Annotated in this window: 14 protein-coding genes; 3 read left to right on the forward strand and 11 right to left on the reverse strand. The window is 61.0% G+C overall.

The window, feature by feature from the left end; translation table 11 throughout:
* Positions 1-4: 4 nt before the first annotated feature.
* From FOI68_RS10305 to FOI68_RS10325, 5 genes are all read right to left on the reverse strand, one after another.
* Positions 5-1,765: a hypothetical protein gene (locus FOI68_RS10305; RefSeq protein WP_143863084.1), complete on the reverse strand. Its 1,761-nt coding sequence runs from the start codon at positions 1,763-1,765 to the stop codon at positions 5-7.
* A gap of 6 nt (positions 1,766-1,771) precedes the next feature.
* Positions 1,772-2,662, reverse strand: a complete 891-nt coding sequence (locus FOI68_RS10310) for an ABC transporter permease (RefSeq protein ID WP_029098216.1) — start codon at positions 2,660-2,662, stop codon at positions 1,772-1,774.
* The gene (locus FOI68_RS10315) at positions 2,659-3,585 is read right to left on the reverse strand and encodes an ABC transporter ATP-binding protein (protein WP_143863086.1); all 927 of its coding nucleotides are present in this window, start codon (positions 3,583-3,585) and stop codon (positions 2,659-2,661) included. Before FOI68_RS10315 ends, FOI68_RS10310 begins: the two co-directional genes overlap by 4 nt.
* Complete coding sequence (locus FOI68_RS10320; RefSeq protein WP_143863088.1) at positions 3,582-5,951, reverse strand: DUF7408 domain-containing protein; 2,370 nt, start codon at positions 5,949-5,951, stop codon at positions 3,582-3,584. Before FOI68_RS10320 ends, FOI68_RS10315 begins: the two co-directional genes overlap by 4 nt.
* Before the next feature lie 202 nt (positions 5,952-6,153).
* Complete coding sequence (locus FOI68_RS10325) at positions 6,154-7,116, reverse strand: proline dehydrogenase family protein (RefSeq protein ID WP_143863089.1); 963 nt, start codon at positions 7,114-7,116, stop codon at positions 6,154-6,156.
* A gap of 206 nt (positions 7,117-7,322) precedes the next feature.
* Here FOI68_RS10325 and pdxR point away from each other — a divergent pair, with 206 nt between their 5' ends.
* Positions 7,323-8,723: a MocR-like pyridoxine biosynthesis transcription factor PdxR gene (gene pdxR / locus FOI68_RS10330; RefSeq protein ID WP_143863090.1), complete on the forward strand. Its 1,401-nt coding sequence runs from the start codon at positions 7,323-7,325 to the stop codon at positions 8,721-8,723.
* A gap of 99 nt (positions 8,724-8,822) precedes the next feature.
* Here the strand turns inward: pdxR and FOI68_RS10335 are convergent, their stop codons facing one another.
* From FOI68_RS10335 to FOI68_RS10345, 3 genes are read right to left on the reverse strand one after another with little or no spacing between them, the layout of a single operon-like run.
* Complete coding sequence (locus tag FOI68_RS10335; RefSeq protein WP_143863092.1) at positions 8,823-9,245, reverse strand: YvaD family protein; 423 nt, start codon at positions 9,243-9,245, stop codon at positions 8,823-8,825.
* On the reverse strand, positions 9,242-9,622 hold the full coding sequence (locus FOI68_RS10340) for a DMT family transporter (RefSeq protein ID WP_029098211.1): 381 nt from the start codon (positions 9,620-9,622) through the stop codon (positions 9,242-9,244). Before FOI68_RS10340 ends, FOI68_RS10335 begins: the two co-directional genes overlap by 4 nt.
* Positions 9,619-10,197: a TetR/AcrR family transcriptional regulator gene (locus tag FOI68_RS10345; protein WP_143863094.1), complete on the reverse strand. Its 579-nt coding sequence runs from the start codon at positions 10,195-10,197 to the stop codon at positions 9,619-9,621. The genes FOI68_RS10340 and FOI68_RS10345 overlap by 4 nt, the downstream gene beginning before the upstream one ends.
* A 170-nt stretch (positions 10,198-10,367) precedes the next feature.
* Here FOI68_RS10345 and FOI68_RS10350 point away from each other — a divergent pair, with 170 nt between their 5' ends.
* Positions 10,368-10,949, forward strand: a complete 582-nt coding sequence (locus FOI68_RS10350) for a GNAT family N-acetyltransferase (RefSeq protein WP_143863096.1) — start codon at positions 10,368-10,370, stop codon at positions 10,947-10,949.
* Between the two features lie 41 nt (positions 10,950-10,990).
* On the opposite strand, the gene FOI68_RS10355 is transcribed toward FOI68_RS10350, so the two are convergent.
* The 3 genes from FOI68_RS10355 to FOI68_RS10365 form a co-directional block, all read right to left on the reverse strand.
* Positions 10,991-11,758 (reverse strand): MerR family transcriptional regulator, encoded by a 768-nt coding sequence (locus FOI68_RS10355; protein WP_143863097.1) that lies wholly within the window; start codon positions 11,756-11,758, stop codon positions 10,991-10,993.
* A gap of 97 nt (positions 11,759-11,855) precedes the next feature.
* Entirely contained in the window at positions 11,856-13,157 is a 1,302-nt protein-coding gene (locus FOI68_RS10360) for a ribonuclease H-like domain-containing protein (protein WP_143863099.1), read from the reverse strand.
* Positions 13,147-15,414 carry a DEAD/DEAH box helicase gene (locus tag FOI68_RS10365; RefSeq protein ID WP_200891539.1) on the reverse strand — a complete coding sequence of 756 codons (2,268 nt, stop codon included), beginning with the start codon at positions 15,412-15,414 and terminating at the stop codon, positions 13,147-13,149. Before FOI68_RS10365 ends, FOI68_RS10360 begins: the two co-directional genes overlap by 11 nt.
* 386 nt (positions 15,415-15,800) lie before the next feature.
* Between FOI68_RS10365 and FOI68_RS10370 the strand changes: the two genes are divergently transcribed.
* On the forward strand, positions 15,801-16,283 hold the full coding sequence (locus tag FOI68_RS10370; RefSeq protein ID WP_143863100.1) for a hypothetical protein: 483 nt from the start codon (positions 15,801-15,803) through the stop codon (positions 16,281-16,283).

Consider the following 16,283-nt stretch of genomic DNA (forward strand, 5'->3'; position numbering starts at 1 on the left):
TCCGTTACGGTTCGATACTGCTGAAATACGCTTTGACCGCGTCCTGGTAATCGCCCGGAATTTTCCCTTTTTCCAGGCTCTCGCGGGCAAACGCCGCGTACTGGCCGTATACCTCTTCATACGGCCGGGCTCCCCCCGACGACACCTGTGTCGTGGTGCTTGCCCGGGATTGGGAGGGACCGGCTCCGAGCGGCCCGCCCACGGTATCGGTCGGCCCTTCTGCGCCGATGCGGGGCGATGGGACGGTCACCAGTTCATGGCTGCCTGCGCCTAGACCCGCACCCGGGCCCTGGACGCCGCCCTGGCCGGAACCTGCCCCCGCTCCGGCACCGCTGCCGGAGCCCGCCCCGTTCCCGGAGCCATTGCCCGCTCCGGAACCGTTTCCCGCTCCGGAACCGTTTCCCGCCCCTGCTTGGCTGTTTCCGCCTGCGCTGCCTGCTCCTCCGTCTGCGGGTGTCCCTTGGCCCTGCCGGGAGCCTGCTCCCGAGGAAGCTGTCCCCGCGGCCCCGGAGGCGGGAACTGCCGGTCCCGCGCCGGCCATTCCCGCTGTTCCCGTACCGGAGCCCATCCCCGCCTGGCCGCCGCTGCCTGACGAGGAACCGGCCGCCGCAACCATCATCTGCGACTGCTGCAGCGCGGCCATCGCCTGCGCCGCCAGCAGCGCTCCCTGCTGGGCCTGTGCCCCCTGCTGCATGGCCTGCAGCAGGCCGGATTGCAGCAATGCCATGGCCGGCTGCACACTGCCCTGGGCCAACTGCTCAGCCACCTGCTTCAACTGCTCCGCCGTCCGGGCCGCGTCTTCCGCCCCGGCAGCATCGGCGGCCTGGGCCAACTGTTCCGCCGCTGTTTGCAGCTTTTCGGCGAGATCTTCCCGCTCTTTGGCGGACATCGCCTCCACGGCTTTGGCCGACTGGCGCAGCGCCTCCACCAGCGCCTGCCGGTCGTCGCTGCTCAGTGACGCCGCCGCCTGCCGCAGCCCCGGATGCTGCTCCAGCGACTGCCGCAGACGCTGCAGCGCCGCCTGTTTCGCCTGTTCGGCCTGTTTCCATCGATCCAACCGCTTTTCCGCCGTCTTCAGCGCCTGGAGCCGTTCGGTCTGACTGTCCGCCTCCGCCAGCGCCTTTTTGGCCTGCGCCAGTATCTCTTCCAGCTGCTTTTTCTGCGCGTCGCTCAAGCCCTCGGCGGCTTTGGCCTCCTGTTCCAGCTTCGCCACCGCCTCCTGTGCCGCTGCCTGCGCCTCCCGCTCCTGGGCCAGCCGAGCCAGCCTTTCATCCTGCGGGTTGGGCCAGAAGAGCAGCAGGAGACAAAGGGAAAGCAGGCATCCTGCCGCGTACGCGGGCCGTTTTGCATCAGGCAGGACGCGGATGCTCTCCAGCACCCGCGGCAGCGCCTCGCGCAGGCGGCGAACGGCGTCCTCCCGCTGCGCGGCTGCAAGCGGCGACGTGTTTTCGCGGTGTTCCAGCGCCGTCACGACCCGCTCCGCCAGCCCCTGACGGTCGGCCAGCAGCGCGCACTCTCTCTCGTCCGGACGGCGAACGAAGGCGACGGCCGCTCCCGCCGCCACTGCGAGCAGGCAGACGGCGGCCGCGATCGCCTTGTAGGACGGGATTGGCACAAGGCGGGCGATGAGGAGAACCAGCAGGCTTCCCCCCAGCCCCCACAGGACGCCCGCCGCGAGCCTTAGCACCAGCTCCCGGACGGTCAGCCGCCTGCGGATCGGCCGGAGCAGCGCGAGCAGCTCATCTTTCTGTTGCCGGGTGGACACGACCCATCACTCCTCACCAGCCGCTTTTCGCAAACGGGGTCGCACCGGCTTGATCAGGTAAACGGCCAGCGCCAGGCAGACCACGGTGACGAACGCCAGAAACAGGACGTACAGCCAGAACGGGTCCACGCTCACGAGCGAGAACCGGTTGCTGATCACCCTGCGCAGATCCTGAACCGGCCCCTCGTTAAAGATGCCCAGCATCCCGAACAGCGGATTGATGCTGTGCAGCAGGTCAGGCCACAGCGGCATCGGCGCACCGGTCGAATAGTACACCCGCCGCTGGTAGCGGATGAACTCGCGGATCACCTCGGCCAGGATGCTGGTGCCCGCGGCGTACCCGAAGACGACCGCGTAGCTCAGCACCGTGGCGATTCCCGTCCGTTTGATCAGCGTCGAGATCAGCACCCCGACGCTTCCCAATCCCAGCATGGTGATCAGGTAAAAGCCGAACACCTTCAGCAGTTGGGCGGGAGAGATGCCGCCGTACAAAAAGACGATCGCGTACAGCGGGATGGTGGCGAACACGAGAAACGTCATGAAGCTGAGCGACGCCAGCCATTTGCCCACAATCAGCTTGGTCGCGCTGATGTTGGTCGTCAGCAAAATGCTCAGCGTCTGCCGCTCCCGCTCGCCGGAAATCACCCCTGCCGTCAGCCCCGGCACGACAAAACAAATCATCGCCAGCTGCAGGATCGAGAGCACCATGAACAGCTCCCGCGAGCGGTTCGGGTTATAGTGGCCGCCGCCCCCCGTCATCAGGTAGATAAACGTCAGCGTCACCCCGCCCAGCACCAGCAGGTAAAATGTGATGATCCACGGGGAACGGCGCGTCCGCATCCGCAGTTTCCACTCGTTTACAAGCACGGGGTTGCGCAGTCGCTGCAAGAGGTTCATGAGCCCACCCCCTTCGTGATTTCCAAAAAGATTTCTTCCAGATTTCCCTGCGCCTCGTTGAACGCGGCCACCGGCAGGCCCGCCGCCGCCAATTCGCGCAGCAGCTCCACCTGCTGCTCGTCGTTTCCCGTAAAACCGGCCACCACCCAGTTGCCTTCCCGGGTGACGCCCGACACGGTCGGCACTTCACGCAGCCGGGTCATCGCTTCCTCCACGCGGTCCAGCAGGCGGATGCGCAGCACCCGCTTTTCCTGCATCTTCGCGTAAATCTCGTCCACTCTGCCAAACGCGACCAGGCTGCCTTCCTCGATGATGCCGATCACGTCGCACATCTCGGCCAGCTCCGGCAGGATGTGCGAGCTGATGATGATCGTCTTGCCCATGTCGCGCAGTTCCTTCAAAATTTCGCGCAGCTCGATCCGGGCCCTGGGGTCCAAACCGGAAGCCGGTTCGTCGAGGATCAGCACTTCCGGGTTGTGCACGAGGCAGCGGGCCAACCCCAGGCGCTGCTTCATCCCCCGCGACAGCGAGTCGACGTACGCGTCCCGCTTGTGGCTCAGATTGACCAGCTCCAGCAATTGCGGAATGATCTGCCGGCGCTCCTGGGCGGGGATGTCGTAGTTGGCCCCGTAGAAGTCCAGGTATTCCTCCGCCGTCAAATTGTCGTACACCCCGAAAAAGTCGGGCATGTAGCCGATCAGCCTGCGCACTTCACGCGGCTGCTTCGTCACTTCGTATCCGCCGACGTACGCCTGGCCGCTGGTCGGCTCCAGCAGGGTGGCCAGGATGGACATCGTCGTCGACTTGCCGGCTCCGTTCGGGCCGACGAAGCCGAACACGGTGCCCTTCTCAATCTCCAGCGTCAGTCCTTTCAACGCCTCCGTTTTTCCGTATCGCTTGACCAGCCGATTGATCTGGATCATGGACGCATCACCTTTCCTTCCACGCTGATCACCGGGATGCCGAGGTGGCGGTAATCGTTATACCCGTGCGAAAACCTGATCCGGAGCGTGCCATCGGGCGAGAGGTACACCGGCGTCTTGTCCCCGGTCATCGTGTTGTTGGCAAACGCCTTGTCGAACGGGTCAAACGAATGGGTCTTCCAGTTGTACACCTGCTTGTCAAACCGCGTATTGTCGTTCGACCAGGTGTAGAGGTAAATGTTCGTGATCTTCAGCCGTTTTTCCCCGGGTTCGATCGGGAAGTCAAGCGTGATGTCGCCCGCCTGCATCATGTACCCGTCGTCTTGGTCTTCCACCTTCACCGAACTGCCCGTTTTTACCGGCACAATCGTTCCGGCCGGGTAAACGACATAGCCGTCCGGGGAGGGCTTCAGCGACAGCGGCTGCGTCACCAACGTCAGGCTGTCCGCCTGAAACCGCCTGTTCTTCACGTCCGTCTCCACTGCGGGGGTCCGCGTCCAGCCGACAAGCATGAGCGATGCGGGCTGGAAGCCTTTTCCCTGCTCCAGATCGTTGATCATCACGCCCTCCCGGCTGGTTTCATACGGGTTGTGCGCGTCCACGTGCGAAGGGAGAAACACGCGGTTGTTTCTGTACGGGCGGACGGTACTGCCTGTTTGTGCCGGATTGAACGGCAGGTTGACCTGAACGCTCGATCCGGGCGCCAGTTCGGGAACCTTTTGCACCTGGCCGCCCGAGACGATGACGACGTCCCGCAGCGCATACCTTGTCTTGTTGGTCACCGTCCCTTTCAGGGCGCCGTCGGCGTAGACGAGATCGGACACAAACGAACCGGCGTCGGTGACGACCTGCTCCGTCCCCACTTTGCGCATGGACCAAAACTCGACGTCGCGGAACTGCACGAGCGTCCGGTCCGACTGCATCGAGACCCACGCCTGGGGCGACGCTTCATCGCCGTAGCGGTACAGAATCGGCCACACCTTGCCGCCGCCCTTCACTTCCAGCTCATAGTCGCCGCTCGTCGGTACAAACAGCGCCGTGATCGCCCTGATCCGCGCCTGTCCGTCCCCCTGCAGCTGGACGAATCCGGTCTGATGCACCAGCGCGCCTGTCCCACGCTGCAGCGCGCCGTACGAAAAAATGCCGGCGCCGGTGATGACGGCAAACACCGGGACGGCCACCCACATGTAGCCCTGCTTTCGCTTGCGGCGCAGCAGGTAAAAGAAGACCGGCCCCGCCAGCAGCGCGTAGCAGCCAAAAAACAGCGCCATCCACTTCACGTCCGGCAGTTTCAGGGAGGGAATCCGGTCGGCGGCTTCGTTCAACCCCCAGATGCCGTTCATGGGATCGCTGTCTGTCCGCTGCAGCGCTGCGCCAAACGCCTTGGTCAGCGCCTCCGCCCAGAAGCGGCCGTTGCCGCTCCAGCTTGCCACCGGCTCTTCCGCCAGGTCGTAGGCCACGTACAGCACTTTGCCCTCACCCAGCGAGCGGACCGCCATCAGCGGAACGCCGCCCTCCGCATAGACTACGCTGCCTGTTTTCAGATTTGCCGTGCTGACCGTAAACGGCTTCTCCAGCACAAGCGGCTTGTTTTTCTCCACGGCCAGGCTGGACAAGGTCGCAAGGCTGGTAACGCCGGTTACCTCCACCGGCGAAAGATCGGCGAGCGCCCCCGCCGTCTTGTTGTAGTGGGCACCGCCGGCCAGCACGAGCATGCCGCCCGACGCCGTCCAGTCGCGTATGGCCTGCACCTGCTGTCCGTTTAACCCGTCCAGGGCGAAATTGTTCAGCACCAGGATGTCGATCATCTCCAACTGCACCTTTGCCGCCGGGAACTGCTCCGCCTTCATCGGCACGACCCGCACCGGATTGGGAAAGGCCGTTTGGGGCATCGCCCCGAGGAAGTTGGCCGTGTCCGGGTCGGCCGCCAGCACGCCCACGAACAGCGTGTCCGGACTGTGCCGTCTCCCGCCGATCGACGTTTTGGCCACGATGTCATCGCCTTGCATCAGGGCCACGTATGTGTGGGGGCCGATCTCGTCTCCCCGTACGGTGATCGTTACCTGCTTGGTCGCTCCTTTGGCCACGGAGACGGGCTGGTAGTACCCCACGGAAAAATCGTCGCCGTTTCCGCCGTTGGCGGCTACGACCAGATTGCCTTCCACATCCGCTCCGCCGTTGCTGACCGTCACCTGAACCGGGACCATGCCCGCTTCCTTGTAGTCACCGCCGATGCCGGCCGTGACGCTCAGTTGGACAGCCGATTCCGCCTGCGCCGTTGCCGCCCGGCTGTCGGGCAGTCCGGCCAACAGCAGCAGGCAGACGCACATGTGCAGCAGCCAGTGCTTGGACTTCGCCGTATTCATTCCTGCATAACCTCCACGAACAAATTCTTGTCGTTTACCTGTAATGACGTATGAAATCGACAAAAGGCTACAAGTTCTTTTGCAATTGCCTGTTGTCAAAAAATTCACGCTTTGTCAGCCTGTCAACGCACAATAGGCCACCCGGGGGTGACCCAAATAACCGTATTGCTGATCGATGCTGCCGCAGTGTCCCCTGGCTCGGTCAGCTTTGGTACGGATCGCGCTGCAGCCGGGCTGGATCTGCCATGTCGGCCAAAGCGGTATACAGGTTGGGCAGATGTTCGGCCAGACGGTGGCACAGATACAGGTACCATTCCCTGCCGTACGTGACGTACAGGCGTGTGGCGGCTCCCCACTGTCTGGCCGCTTTCGCCAATTCGGGGCGAATGCCGTAGAGCATCTCCGCCTCCACATGCGGCAGGGCGAAATAGCCCCTCTCCTGCGCGATGCGGATGATCGCTTCATCGTGGGTGGCGAGGGAGCAGGGGTGTCCGGCCTCTACGCACGCTTCTGCCATTTGCACGTACCGCTCGTTCAGCTCGCGGCCGCGGGGCAGAGCGATCGACTGCGGTTCCTTGAACGCCCCTTTGACGAGCCGGATCTTTCCCGTCAGCTCCAGCAGCCGGGGCAAATCGGCGAGGGAGCGGTGCAGGTGGGCCTGCACGGTAATGCCGACGTTTCCGTGCCGGACGGCCAGCCGTTCGTACAGCTTCCAAATCGCTTCCGTCTTGTCCGATTCCTCCATGCTCACCATCAGGGATTGACCGCTTTGGCCCGCCAGAAAGGCCAGCTCGTCGGCGTGGGCAAACGCCATCTCCGCGTCGGCCGTCAAGCCGATGTGCGACAGATCGAAGCAGATGTCCGCCGTCAGTCCCTGCCGGCCCGCCTCGCCAATCAGCGCAGCAAACTCTTCTTTGGCGCGCATGCACTCCTCCCGTTCTCGGGTGTTTTCGCCGATGTATTCGAGCGAAATCCGGTACCCCCGGCCGCTCAGCCTACGAGCCACGGCCACCGCCTCATCCCTCGTTTCTCCCACCACGTAGCGCTTCGCCGCAGCCGACAGCATCCGGTAAAACGGGGGAGAATCGAGCACATGCGCCTTCAACCGTTCATCGCGGGCAAACGTCCGAAGCGCGTCCGCCGCCAATTGCTGCTCTGCAGTCATGATGGACCACTCCTTTTGCCGTACTTTCCACTGCCACCATAACATGCTATGCTGACTTCGGTTAGGTCCACTTCCCCGCGATGCGGACAGGACCACTTTCGATATGGCAAAGCTGATTGTTCTATCGCGGAACGCAATCCCGCTGGATCAGGAGGTCAGCGGGCGTTTTGCGTTCGGATCCCGTCGAAAAAAGGAGGTGTCTTCTCTTGCTGTGGATTTCTCTCGACCGTTCCAAACCGGTCCCGTTGTTTCAGCAGGTGTACACGGACATCCGGGCCAAAATCCTGCGGGGAGAACTTTCTGCCGGCGACAAGCTGCCGTCCACCCGCAAGCTGTCAGAAGAGTTGCGCATTTCCCGCAACGTCGTCCTGGAGGCGTACGACCTGCTGTTGGCGGAAGGCTATCTGGAAAGCAGGCGCGGCTCCGGCCATTTTGTGGCCCCCGGCATCCGCCTCGACGCCCCCGCCGCGGATGCCGCGGGGAGCGAACGTGCATGGACGGCGATTGACCGCGACAGCGATGATGGCGTGATCGACTTTCGTTCCGGCGTCCCGGCGCTGGACCACTTTCCGCGCGACGTTTGGGCCAAAGTCGTCCAGCGCGCCTGTCGGGAAGCGCCGCTCTCCGCCCTGGGTTACGGCCGGCCCGAGGGACGGGCGGAACTGCGCCGCATTCTCAGCCGTTACCTGTACCGCACACGCGGCGTCCAGTGCCGGCCGGAACAGATCGTCATCACGTCGGGAGCGACCCAGGCGCTGTCCCTGATTGCCAAGGTGCTTCTCTCTCCCGGCTGCTCCGTCCTGCTGGAGGACCCGATCACCCTCGACATCCAGACGATTTTTTCCTCGGCGGGGGCTGTCCTGCACCCGATCCCCGTGGACGAACAGGGCATGATGACCGACTGCCTTCCCTCCGGCAAATTTCCCCGCTTCGTGCTGGTGACGCCCTCCCATCAGTTTCCGCTGGGCGGCACCCTGCCGATTCAGAGGCGGATTCAGTTGATCCGTTACGCGCGGGACAACGACTGCTACATCGTGGAGGACGATTACGACAGCGAGTTCCGCTACGACAGCCCGCCGATCAACGCCCTGCAGGGGCTGGCCGAGGAGCGGGTGATCTACGTCGGTTCGTTCAGCAAAATCCTCTCGCCCGCCCTGCGGATGGGCTACCTGGTGCTTCCTCCCGCACTGGTGGAGCGGTATCAGGAGGCCAAATGGTACACCGATCTGCACACGCCGTCGCTCGATCAGTTGGCGCTCGGACTGTTTGTGGAAGAAGGCCACCTGGAGAAAACGATCAACCGCGTCAAAAAGGTGTACAAAAAACGCCGCCAGGCCCTGTGCGACGCCCTTTATGCCCACTTTCCCGAACAGGTGAGCACCCTGGGCTCGTCCACCGGCCTGCACATCGTGGCCGCCTTTCGAGGCACATCGTTTACGCCGGAACTGCTGACCTCCCTCCAAACCGCCGGGGTCCGGGTCTACCCGGTGGAAGCGCACGCCATCGTCAAGGGCAGGCACCACGACAAGATCATTCTGGGATACGGCAATCTGACGGAAGCGGACATCGCGGAAGGCGTCCGGCGGATGAAGAAGGTGCTGGGCTAGCGAACGGCAGCAAAAAAGACACCGCCTTGCAGCGGTGCCGGAGGCTCAAAAAGACCGTTTGGGGGAAAAGCCGGGGCAGTCGACTCGCTTACGCTGCCGTCACGGGGTATGGTCAGACTTGGCCGCAGCCGATACGACTGTCTCCTCCCGAAGAAAACGGGGCAGAAAGCACAACGGATAGATCAGCAAGTACAGGTTGGGAATCCACCAGATTGGGTCGAAATCCCCTTTCAACAGCCAAAAGGTGATCGCCTGCAGACCGGAGCAGAAGGTCAGCACCAGCGAGATCAGCGCCAACGGCCGCCAGCAGCCGTTTTTCCTGTGGTACGCGTACAGACTGGCAAATCCGGTGATCGAGATGAGCAGATCGAGCGGGAAAAACGAGAGATTCCACGCCACCAGATTGGCGTCGGTGTAGTCCTGGTACCGATACTCGATCGGGATACGTCCGAGAAAGCTGACGATCCAGTAGAGAAGAAAGCCGAGATCAGTCGCCCAAAAAAACCCTTTCAGCCGCTTCATCTGGCCTCGTTCTCCACCGCGACGCCGCTTTCCGGCCCGGCCGAAGCGCTTCCCCCGTGCGCATCGCCGCTCAGGTTCAGCATCACGCAGCCGACGATGATGAGCACGATGGCGATGATTTTTTGCACGGTGAGCACGTCCTTGAAAAACAGAAAGCCGATGACGGCAATCGCCGCCGTCCCCACTCCCGACCAGATCGCGTATGCCGTGCCCACCTCGAGCTGTTTGAGCGCCATGCTTAAAGACGAAAAGCTGATGACGTAAAACACGAACATCAACACGGTGAAAACAGGCCGGCTGAGCCCGTTCGACAGCTTCATGAACGTGGTTCCCGCCACCTCGAAACAGATGGCCAAACTTAGATACAGCCAGCTCATACGCTCTCCTCCTGACGTTTCCGGGCGCTGACCACTCCGTCCAGCAAAATGTCGATCACCGCGTCCAGCGCCTCGTGAATGGTCATCCTGTCTCGGGACGAGGCCTGCCGGTTGATCATCTGCTCCCAGGCGCCCACATACATCTGAATCAGGATGTCTGCGTTCACCCTGCGAAACACGCCTTGGCGCATCCCTTCTTCCAACACGGCCCGGACCTGGTCCCACTCTTCCTGAAAGCACTTGTCGACGAGTGCCCACTGGGCGGGATAATACCGCTTCAACTCGTACCACAACCGCAGGTCGGTGCCGCCAAACCCGCTCGGCACGTAGGCCAGCAGCCGGCGCAGCTTCTCCGTCACATCCAGATCCTGCCGGTTCACGATGGCCTCCATGCCGTCCCGCACGTCCCGGTTTCCCTGTTCGATCAGGTGACGAATCAGTTCTTCCTTGGACGGAAAATGGCCGTACAGCGTCTTCGTGCTGATACCCGCACGGCGCGCGAGATCCGCCATCGTAAATTTGAGGCCTTTGGACTGGATTTCCTCGATCGCCGCCTGAACAATGCGTTCCTGCATGGGCATCCCACTCCTTTTACGTAGAAACGAAGGAAAATAATTTGTTTTTTATATTTTCCTCACATCTGCAGTATAGAGGAATGCGAGCGGCGTGTCAATCCTTTCCAAAACCACACATTTTCAAACATGCACAATTTTGCTATTGTTAGGAGAAAAACAGGAGGATTCCCATGCACAATCAGGACAACCCCGCTGCACCCGTGCGGTTTCTCGAGGGAGACCGGGTGTACTTGCGTCCCATCGGCCTTGACGACACCGATCTCTATTTCCGGATGCTGTTTCACCCCGAGGTGAGGAGACTGACCGGCACGCAGAAAAGCTTTACCCGTGAACAGATTTCCCGATACATCGAAGGAAAGACGCAGGACCCGTCGTCTCTTTTGCTGTTGATCGCCTTGCGGGAAACGGACGAGGTGATCGGCGACATCGCCCTGCAGAACATCGACGGCATGAACCGCAATGCCAATATCCGCATCGCCATCACCTCACAGGAACACCAGGGCCGGGGGCTTGGCACGGAAGCCATGCGCCTTCTGCTCGACTACGGATTCGGGATTTTGAACCTGCACCGGATTGAGCTGAACGTCTTCTCCTACAACGCGCGGGCCATTCGCGCCTATGAAAAGCTCGGCTTTCAGCGGGAGGGCGTGCAGCGCGAGGCCCTGTACTACAACCACCAGTATCACGACTCGATCATCATGAGCATCCTGGAAGACGAGTACCGGGCGAAGCACGTAAAGAAACACGTCTAGCCGACGCAAAACGAGGTTGGGCATCCCCAACCTCGTTTCCGTCAATTCGTTTGCAGGTGGTCGCAGTAGAGATGGATCGCTTCCCGCAAAAAGGCGGCCAGCCCTTCCCGGTACTTGTCGAACGTGGCCGTAAAGCGTTCGTCGGCCACGTACAGCTCGCCCAGCCCCCTGAAAATCTCCGGCGTACACTCGTAGTAGTAGCGGGTGATGTGCTGCCTTAGCTCCGCGACGCCTTCCTGAACGTGCGGATCGGCGGGGCCGTTTTCCATGGCGCCGACGATCTTGCGGGTAATGGCTTCCCATTCCCCCATGATGCGCGCCCAGTCGCTCTCGGTGTAGGCGTTCGTCCGTTTTTCCGTCTCGTCGACGATCGCTTTGCCGTACTTCTCTCTGGCCTCCGCCGCGTATTTCTCCTGGTGTTCCTTGATCGCTGTCATGTCAAAACCGCCAAACATGTCCTGTTTGTCCATTTCGATTCCTCCTTCAATGGAAGAGAGGGTTTTGTCCACGGTGCGGATGATCTCTTCCAGCCGTTTCTTTTTTTCCAGCAGCAACTGCTTGTGGGCTCTCAACGCCTGCGCACGGTCAAATCCGGGACTGTCCAAAATCTGCTTGATGTCCTGCAGGGGAAAGCCTATCTCTTTGAAAAACAAAATCTGCTGCAATCTCTCCAGATCCTTGTCGGTGTACAGCCGATATCCGGCCGGGGTAATCGACGCCGGTTTCAGCAGCCCGATCTGGTCGTAGTAATGGAGTGTCCGTACGCTCACGCCCACCAGTTCGGCCACTTCCTTCACCTTGTACGGCACGTCATCACCTCCACCTCGATCATAATGGCTGACGCAGCGTGAGGGTCAACAAAAAAGGGAACAGGAATGATCTGGTCCTGTCCCCTCATTGTTTCCGTTACGCATGCTGTTCCAACCGCTGCTCCAGCCGTTCGATCCGCTTGCGGTAGGCCGCTTCCTCCGCCTTGGACTTGCGGCGCAGCAGGCCGCTTTTTTTCTTCCACAGGTCAAACGCCCGCAGCGTGCAGTGAAGCGCCTGTTCATAGTCTTTGACGTGATGCTCGTAGATTTTGGCCAGCTCGACATACACTTCTTCCGGCACGTAGGTGCCCGACCGGACGACTTCTTCCCACAGCCGCATTGCCTGTTTCCAGTCTTTCTGCCGCTTGTAGCAGTGGCCCATCGCGATGGCCGCCTTCACGCCCAGCGGATGACCGCTTTCCGTGACCGATCGGTAGGCGCGGAGGGCGCTCTCGCCGTCGCCCAACGCTTCATACCAGCGGGCGATGTTGAACCGCTCCTCGGCGGAGACGTCTTCCCTGTCCCAGGCGAGCAGCAGGGAGGAGAGGCGGATGTACAGCGTGATCAGGGAGAGCACGTCCGTCTCGTTGTGGGCGAGCACGCCCTTGATCGTATCCGGGTCCTTGTCCGTGAGGTAGTCAAAGTACCGGATCGGCGCCAGATAGCCGGGAATGTCGTTCTCCCGCTGGACGCCCAGCTTCTCCCGCTCGATCAGCGACAGCCGGCAGGACTCCAGGTCCTCCCGCCACAGCCTCCTCGCCCCGTGCAGCAGGTCGTAGTGGCCGAACGACGGCAGCCGGGGAACCAGGTCGCGCAGCAGCGTATGCCGCGTCTTGACCTGCGGCCAGTCAAACGACTTGCCGTTGTACGTGACCAGATCGGTCGCCGTCCGCGCCGCTTCCAGAAACGAGTGGTAGAGGGCCGCCTCCGCGTGAGGGGCGGTCAAAAAGTGCTGGCGGACGACGACGCAGTCTCCCTCGAAGCGGCTGTGCCCCAGCAAAAAGACGGCATTGCCCGCCCCGCCGTGCAGACCGGTTGTCTCCGTGTCAAAAAACAGCAGGTCCTCCGCCGTTTTGCCCGCCGCCGACAGCGGATGGCGGATGCCCGCCTGCTCCCAGGCGTCGATCGTCTCGTACAGTTGGGCAAACGTGTAGGCCCCATGCCGCGCGGTGACCGGGTAGCGGACCTCCCGCACCATCACGTACTCGCCGTCGAGCACGTACGGTTTGGCCTGCAGGCCGACCCACTTTTCCCGGTACGGGATGTCCGGAAGCGGCGCCGTGTCGGAGGCCGCCGGCGAACCCGCAGCCCCGCCGGGTGCCCCGTCCCCGTCCGGCTGCTTGGGCGCTTCCCGGGTGAGATGCGGTTTGAGGCGGTTCAGCTTCGCTTTAAGAGACATGCAGGCTTCCCCCCTGGGCGACCCGCAGCAAGGAGAGCGCCAGTTCCTTGCCGCCTCCTTCTTCCGCCGCGCCGACGCAGGACGGGCAGCCAGACTCGCACGGGCAGGAGCAGATCAGCTCCTCCGCCCGGGCCAGGATCGTCTCCATCTGCTCGTACACCTGCTCGCTCAATCCGATGCCGCCCGGATAGCGGTCGTACAGGAAGATGGTGGGCTGGCCGGAGTGTACGGCCTTGCGCTGCGGAATCACGTGCAGATCGAGCGGATCGCACATCACGAACAGGGGCGCGACGTGCTGCAGCACGTGAGCCACCCCCACCAATCCGCGCTCCACCTCGCTTGTCCCCACCTCCTCCAGCAGCGCTTCCGAAAATCCGATCCAGGCCGCGTTGGTGTGCAGTTCTTCCTCGGGCAGGTGGATCGGACCGGAGCCGATGTTTTCATGGGTCTCAAACTTGATTTTCTTGAAAATGGTCGCCATGGCGTGGACCGACACTTCCCCGTAGGCGTATTCGATCCGCGGCCCGCGGCGGGACTGGTCCTGCTCCAGCACCTTGAGCTGGACGGCCAGGTTGGCGTCCGTGTAGTAATCCACCTGCACTTCCCGCACGTACGCTTTCTTCTCTTCGTAGTCCAGCTTCTCCACCTGATACTGAACTCCCTGGTGCAGGTAAATCGCTTCGTCGTGCAGGAGCGTCAGCGAGCTGAAGCGGTCCATCTCCCCGATCACCTTTTCGTTGCCCCGCTCGCTGATGTCGATGATCACCACGTTTTCCTGGGAAGCCGAACGCAGGCTGATGTTGTGCGCCGGAAACGAGTCGTTCATCCAGAACCACTTGCCTTTGGCGTGGTGCAGAATCTGCTCTTCCGTCAGAAACTCCAGGATTTCCGTGATCTCCGCCCGGCCGAAGCGGTCCCCTGCGGAAAAGGGCAGCTCGTAGGCGGCGCATTTGATGTGGTCGACGAGGATGATCAGGTTGTCCGGGTTGATCCGGGCCGACTCCGGGCTGCGTTCAAAAAAGTACTCGGGATGCTGAATCACGTACTGGTCCAGCGGCGTGGAGCTGCCGACCAGGACGACGACCGACTCCCCCTGCCGCCTCCCGGCCCGGCCCGCCTGCTGCCAGGTACTGGCGACCGAACCGGGATAGCCGGTGATCACGCACGCCTGGAGCTGGCCGATGTCGACGCCCAACTCCAGCGCGTTGGTGCTGACCACGCCCATGATCTCTCCCTGGCGCAGCCCCTTTTCGATCGCCCGCCGCTGGCTGGGCAGATAGCCGCCGCGATAGCCCTGGATCGTCTTGGGCCCCAGCTTCCGTTTGACCAGCTCCTGCAGATACTTGAGCAGAATCTCCACCCGCACCCGGCTGCGCGCGAACAAAATCGTCTGAATCCCGTTGGACAGAAACAGTTCCGTGATGTCCCGGGCTTCCAGCGTGGCGCTGCGCCGGATGTTCAACTGCCGGTTGACGACGGGCGGATTGTAGAACAGGAAATGTTTTTTTCCGGTGGGCGCGCCGTTGTTGTCCACCAGCACCATCGGCTCTTCCGTCAACTGCTCCGCCAGTTCCCGCGGGTTGGCGATGGTGGCCGACGTGCAGATGAACTGCGGACGGCTGCCGTAAAACGCGCAGATCCGCTTCAGCCGGCGGATGACGTTGGCCACGTGGCTGCCGAACACGCCCCTGTATGTATGCAGTTCGTCGATGACGACGTATCGCAGGTGTTCAAAAAAGGAGACCCATTTGGTGTGATGGGGCAGGATGGCCGCATGCAGCATGTCCGGGTTGGTGATCACGATGTTGCCGGCCTTGCGGATCGTCTGTCGGATTTGGGCGGGCGTATCCCCGTCGTAGGTTTCCGACTTGATCGGCAGGCCCGATTCGTTGATCAGCTCGTGCAGCTCGCTTTTCTGGTCCTGGGCCAGCGCCTTCGTGGGAAACAGGTACAGCGCCCGCGCCTCTGGGTCTTCCGCAAGCGCCTGCATCACCGGCAGGTGGTAGCACATGCTCTTGCCGGAAGCGGTGGGCGTCACCGCCACGATGTGCTTCCCGTCCCGCACGTGGCGAAAAGCCGTCGCCTGATGGGTGTACAGCGAGGAAATCCCCCGTTTGGCCAGCGTTTCCCGAATCCGCCCGTCCAGGTCAGGGGGAAAGGGAACCGTTTGCGCCTCGCGGGGTTCGATGGTTTTCCAATGCACGATGTTTCGCGCAAAGCGCTCGTCCTGGCGTAACCGTTCCAGCACGTGCGCCATGTCCAGCTTGATTTTCACGTCGAACACCACCTTCTTCCCCTATTCTACGAATGTACGTTCGACAAGTAAATGGCTCGCGGGAAATTCACTCCATGCGATGGACGCGGGAGGGGAATCCGCCGACAAATACGGACCGGCTTCCGTTACTATCGGCTTGCTTTTCAAACCAAATCTTTCGCGTTCACCCCTGTACCGATCATGTCAAAGCGTTACATTGCAGGCCAATCATATAGACGTTTTGGAACAGCCGAGCTGTATGTTCATGCTGTTGTCAGTAAGGGAGTTTTAAAAAATATTTACCTCTTGTAAATTTTTATTGATCATCAATCCCACTAATGTTAATATATGTATATCTTTTGGGAAAAATTAGATAAGGAGTGAATTTCGTGAAATTTTTAAAGAAAATCCTTTCCAGTCTGTTCGCACTAGTGTTATTGTTTGGATCTATATTGCCAAGCGCATCGGCAAAAACTGTTGAGAAACAGACAGAAAGCTATATCGACAGCCAAAAGAAACACAATCGTGTAGAGCTGAAAATGAAAGGCGACGGCGATGATGCTTATGAGCTTGCTTTGTTTATTAAACTTGGTTTGTTAAACAATGATGACGTGTATAAGTGGCATGAGGGTGGCTTTGATTCTATAATTGAATCGATTAATTACCACTACGAAAAACATGCGAAAGAAGTTGGGGCAACAGATGCTGCACAGTATCTGCGGAAAGCAATAGCATTTGCTCAAACTGCAAAAAAAGGTGTAAAACCAACACCTGTATCTGGACCGGTAGATGGTGTAAAGAGGTATCGAAAAAATGGCAGATACATTGACCTGGCTCCAGATGGTCGAATAGTCTCTTTTGGAACAACGTAA

The organism is Brevibacillus sp. LEMMJ03 (assembly GCF_007197875.1).
In the GTDB taxonomy this organism is placed as follows: Bacteria; Bacillota; Bacilli; order Brevibacillales; family Brevibacillaceae; genus Brevibacillus; species Brevibacillus thermoruber.

What these genes read in the sequence shown, in the direction of transcription:
- FOI68_RS10310 (WP_029098216.1), bottom strand. Translation starts at nt 2,662, where the DNA reads ATGAACCTCTTGCAGCGACTGCGCAACCCCGTGCTTGTAAACGAGTGG.
- FOI68_RS10340 (WP_029098211.1), bottom strand. Translation starts at nt 9,622, where the DNA reads ATGAGCTGGCTGTATCTAAGTTTGGCCATCTGTTTCGAGGTGGCGGGA.
- FOI68_RS10320 (WP_143863088.1), bottom strand. Translation starts at nt 5,951, where the DNA reads ATGAATACGGCGAAGTCCAAGCACTGGCTGCTGCACATGTGCGTCTGC.
- FOI68_RS10365 (WP_200891539.1), bottom strand. Translation starts at nt 15,414, where the DNA reads ATGGCGCACGTGCTGGAACGGTTACGCCAGGACGAGCGCTTTGCGCGA.
- FOI68_RS10335 (WP_143863092.1), bottom strand. Translation starts at nt 9,245, where the DNA reads ATGAAGCGGCTGAAAGGGTTTTTTTGGGCGACTGATCTCGGCTTTCTT.
- FOI68_RS10315 (WP_143863086.1), bottom strand. Translation starts at nt 3,585, where the DNA reads ATGATCCAGATCAATCGGCTGGTCAAGCGATACGGAAAAACGGAGGCG.
- FOI68_RS10325 (WP_143863089.1), bottom strand. Translation starts at nt 7,116, where the DNA reads ATGACTGCAGAGCAGCAATTGGCGGCGGACGCGCTTCGGACGTTTGCC.
- FOI68_RS10350 (WP_143863096.1), top strand. Translation starts at nt 10,368, where the DNA reads ATGCACAATCAGGACAACCCCGCTGCACCCGTGCGGTTTCTCGAGGGA.
- FOI68_RS10345 (WP_143863094.1), bottom strand. Translation starts at nt 10,197, where the DNA reads ATGCAGGAACGCATTGTTCAGGCGGCGATCGAGGAAATCCAGTCCAAA.
- FOI68_RS10360 (WP_143863099.1), bottom strand. Translation starts at nt 13,157, where the DNA reads ATGTCTCTTAAAGCGAAGCTGAACCGCCTCAAACCGCATCTCACCCGG.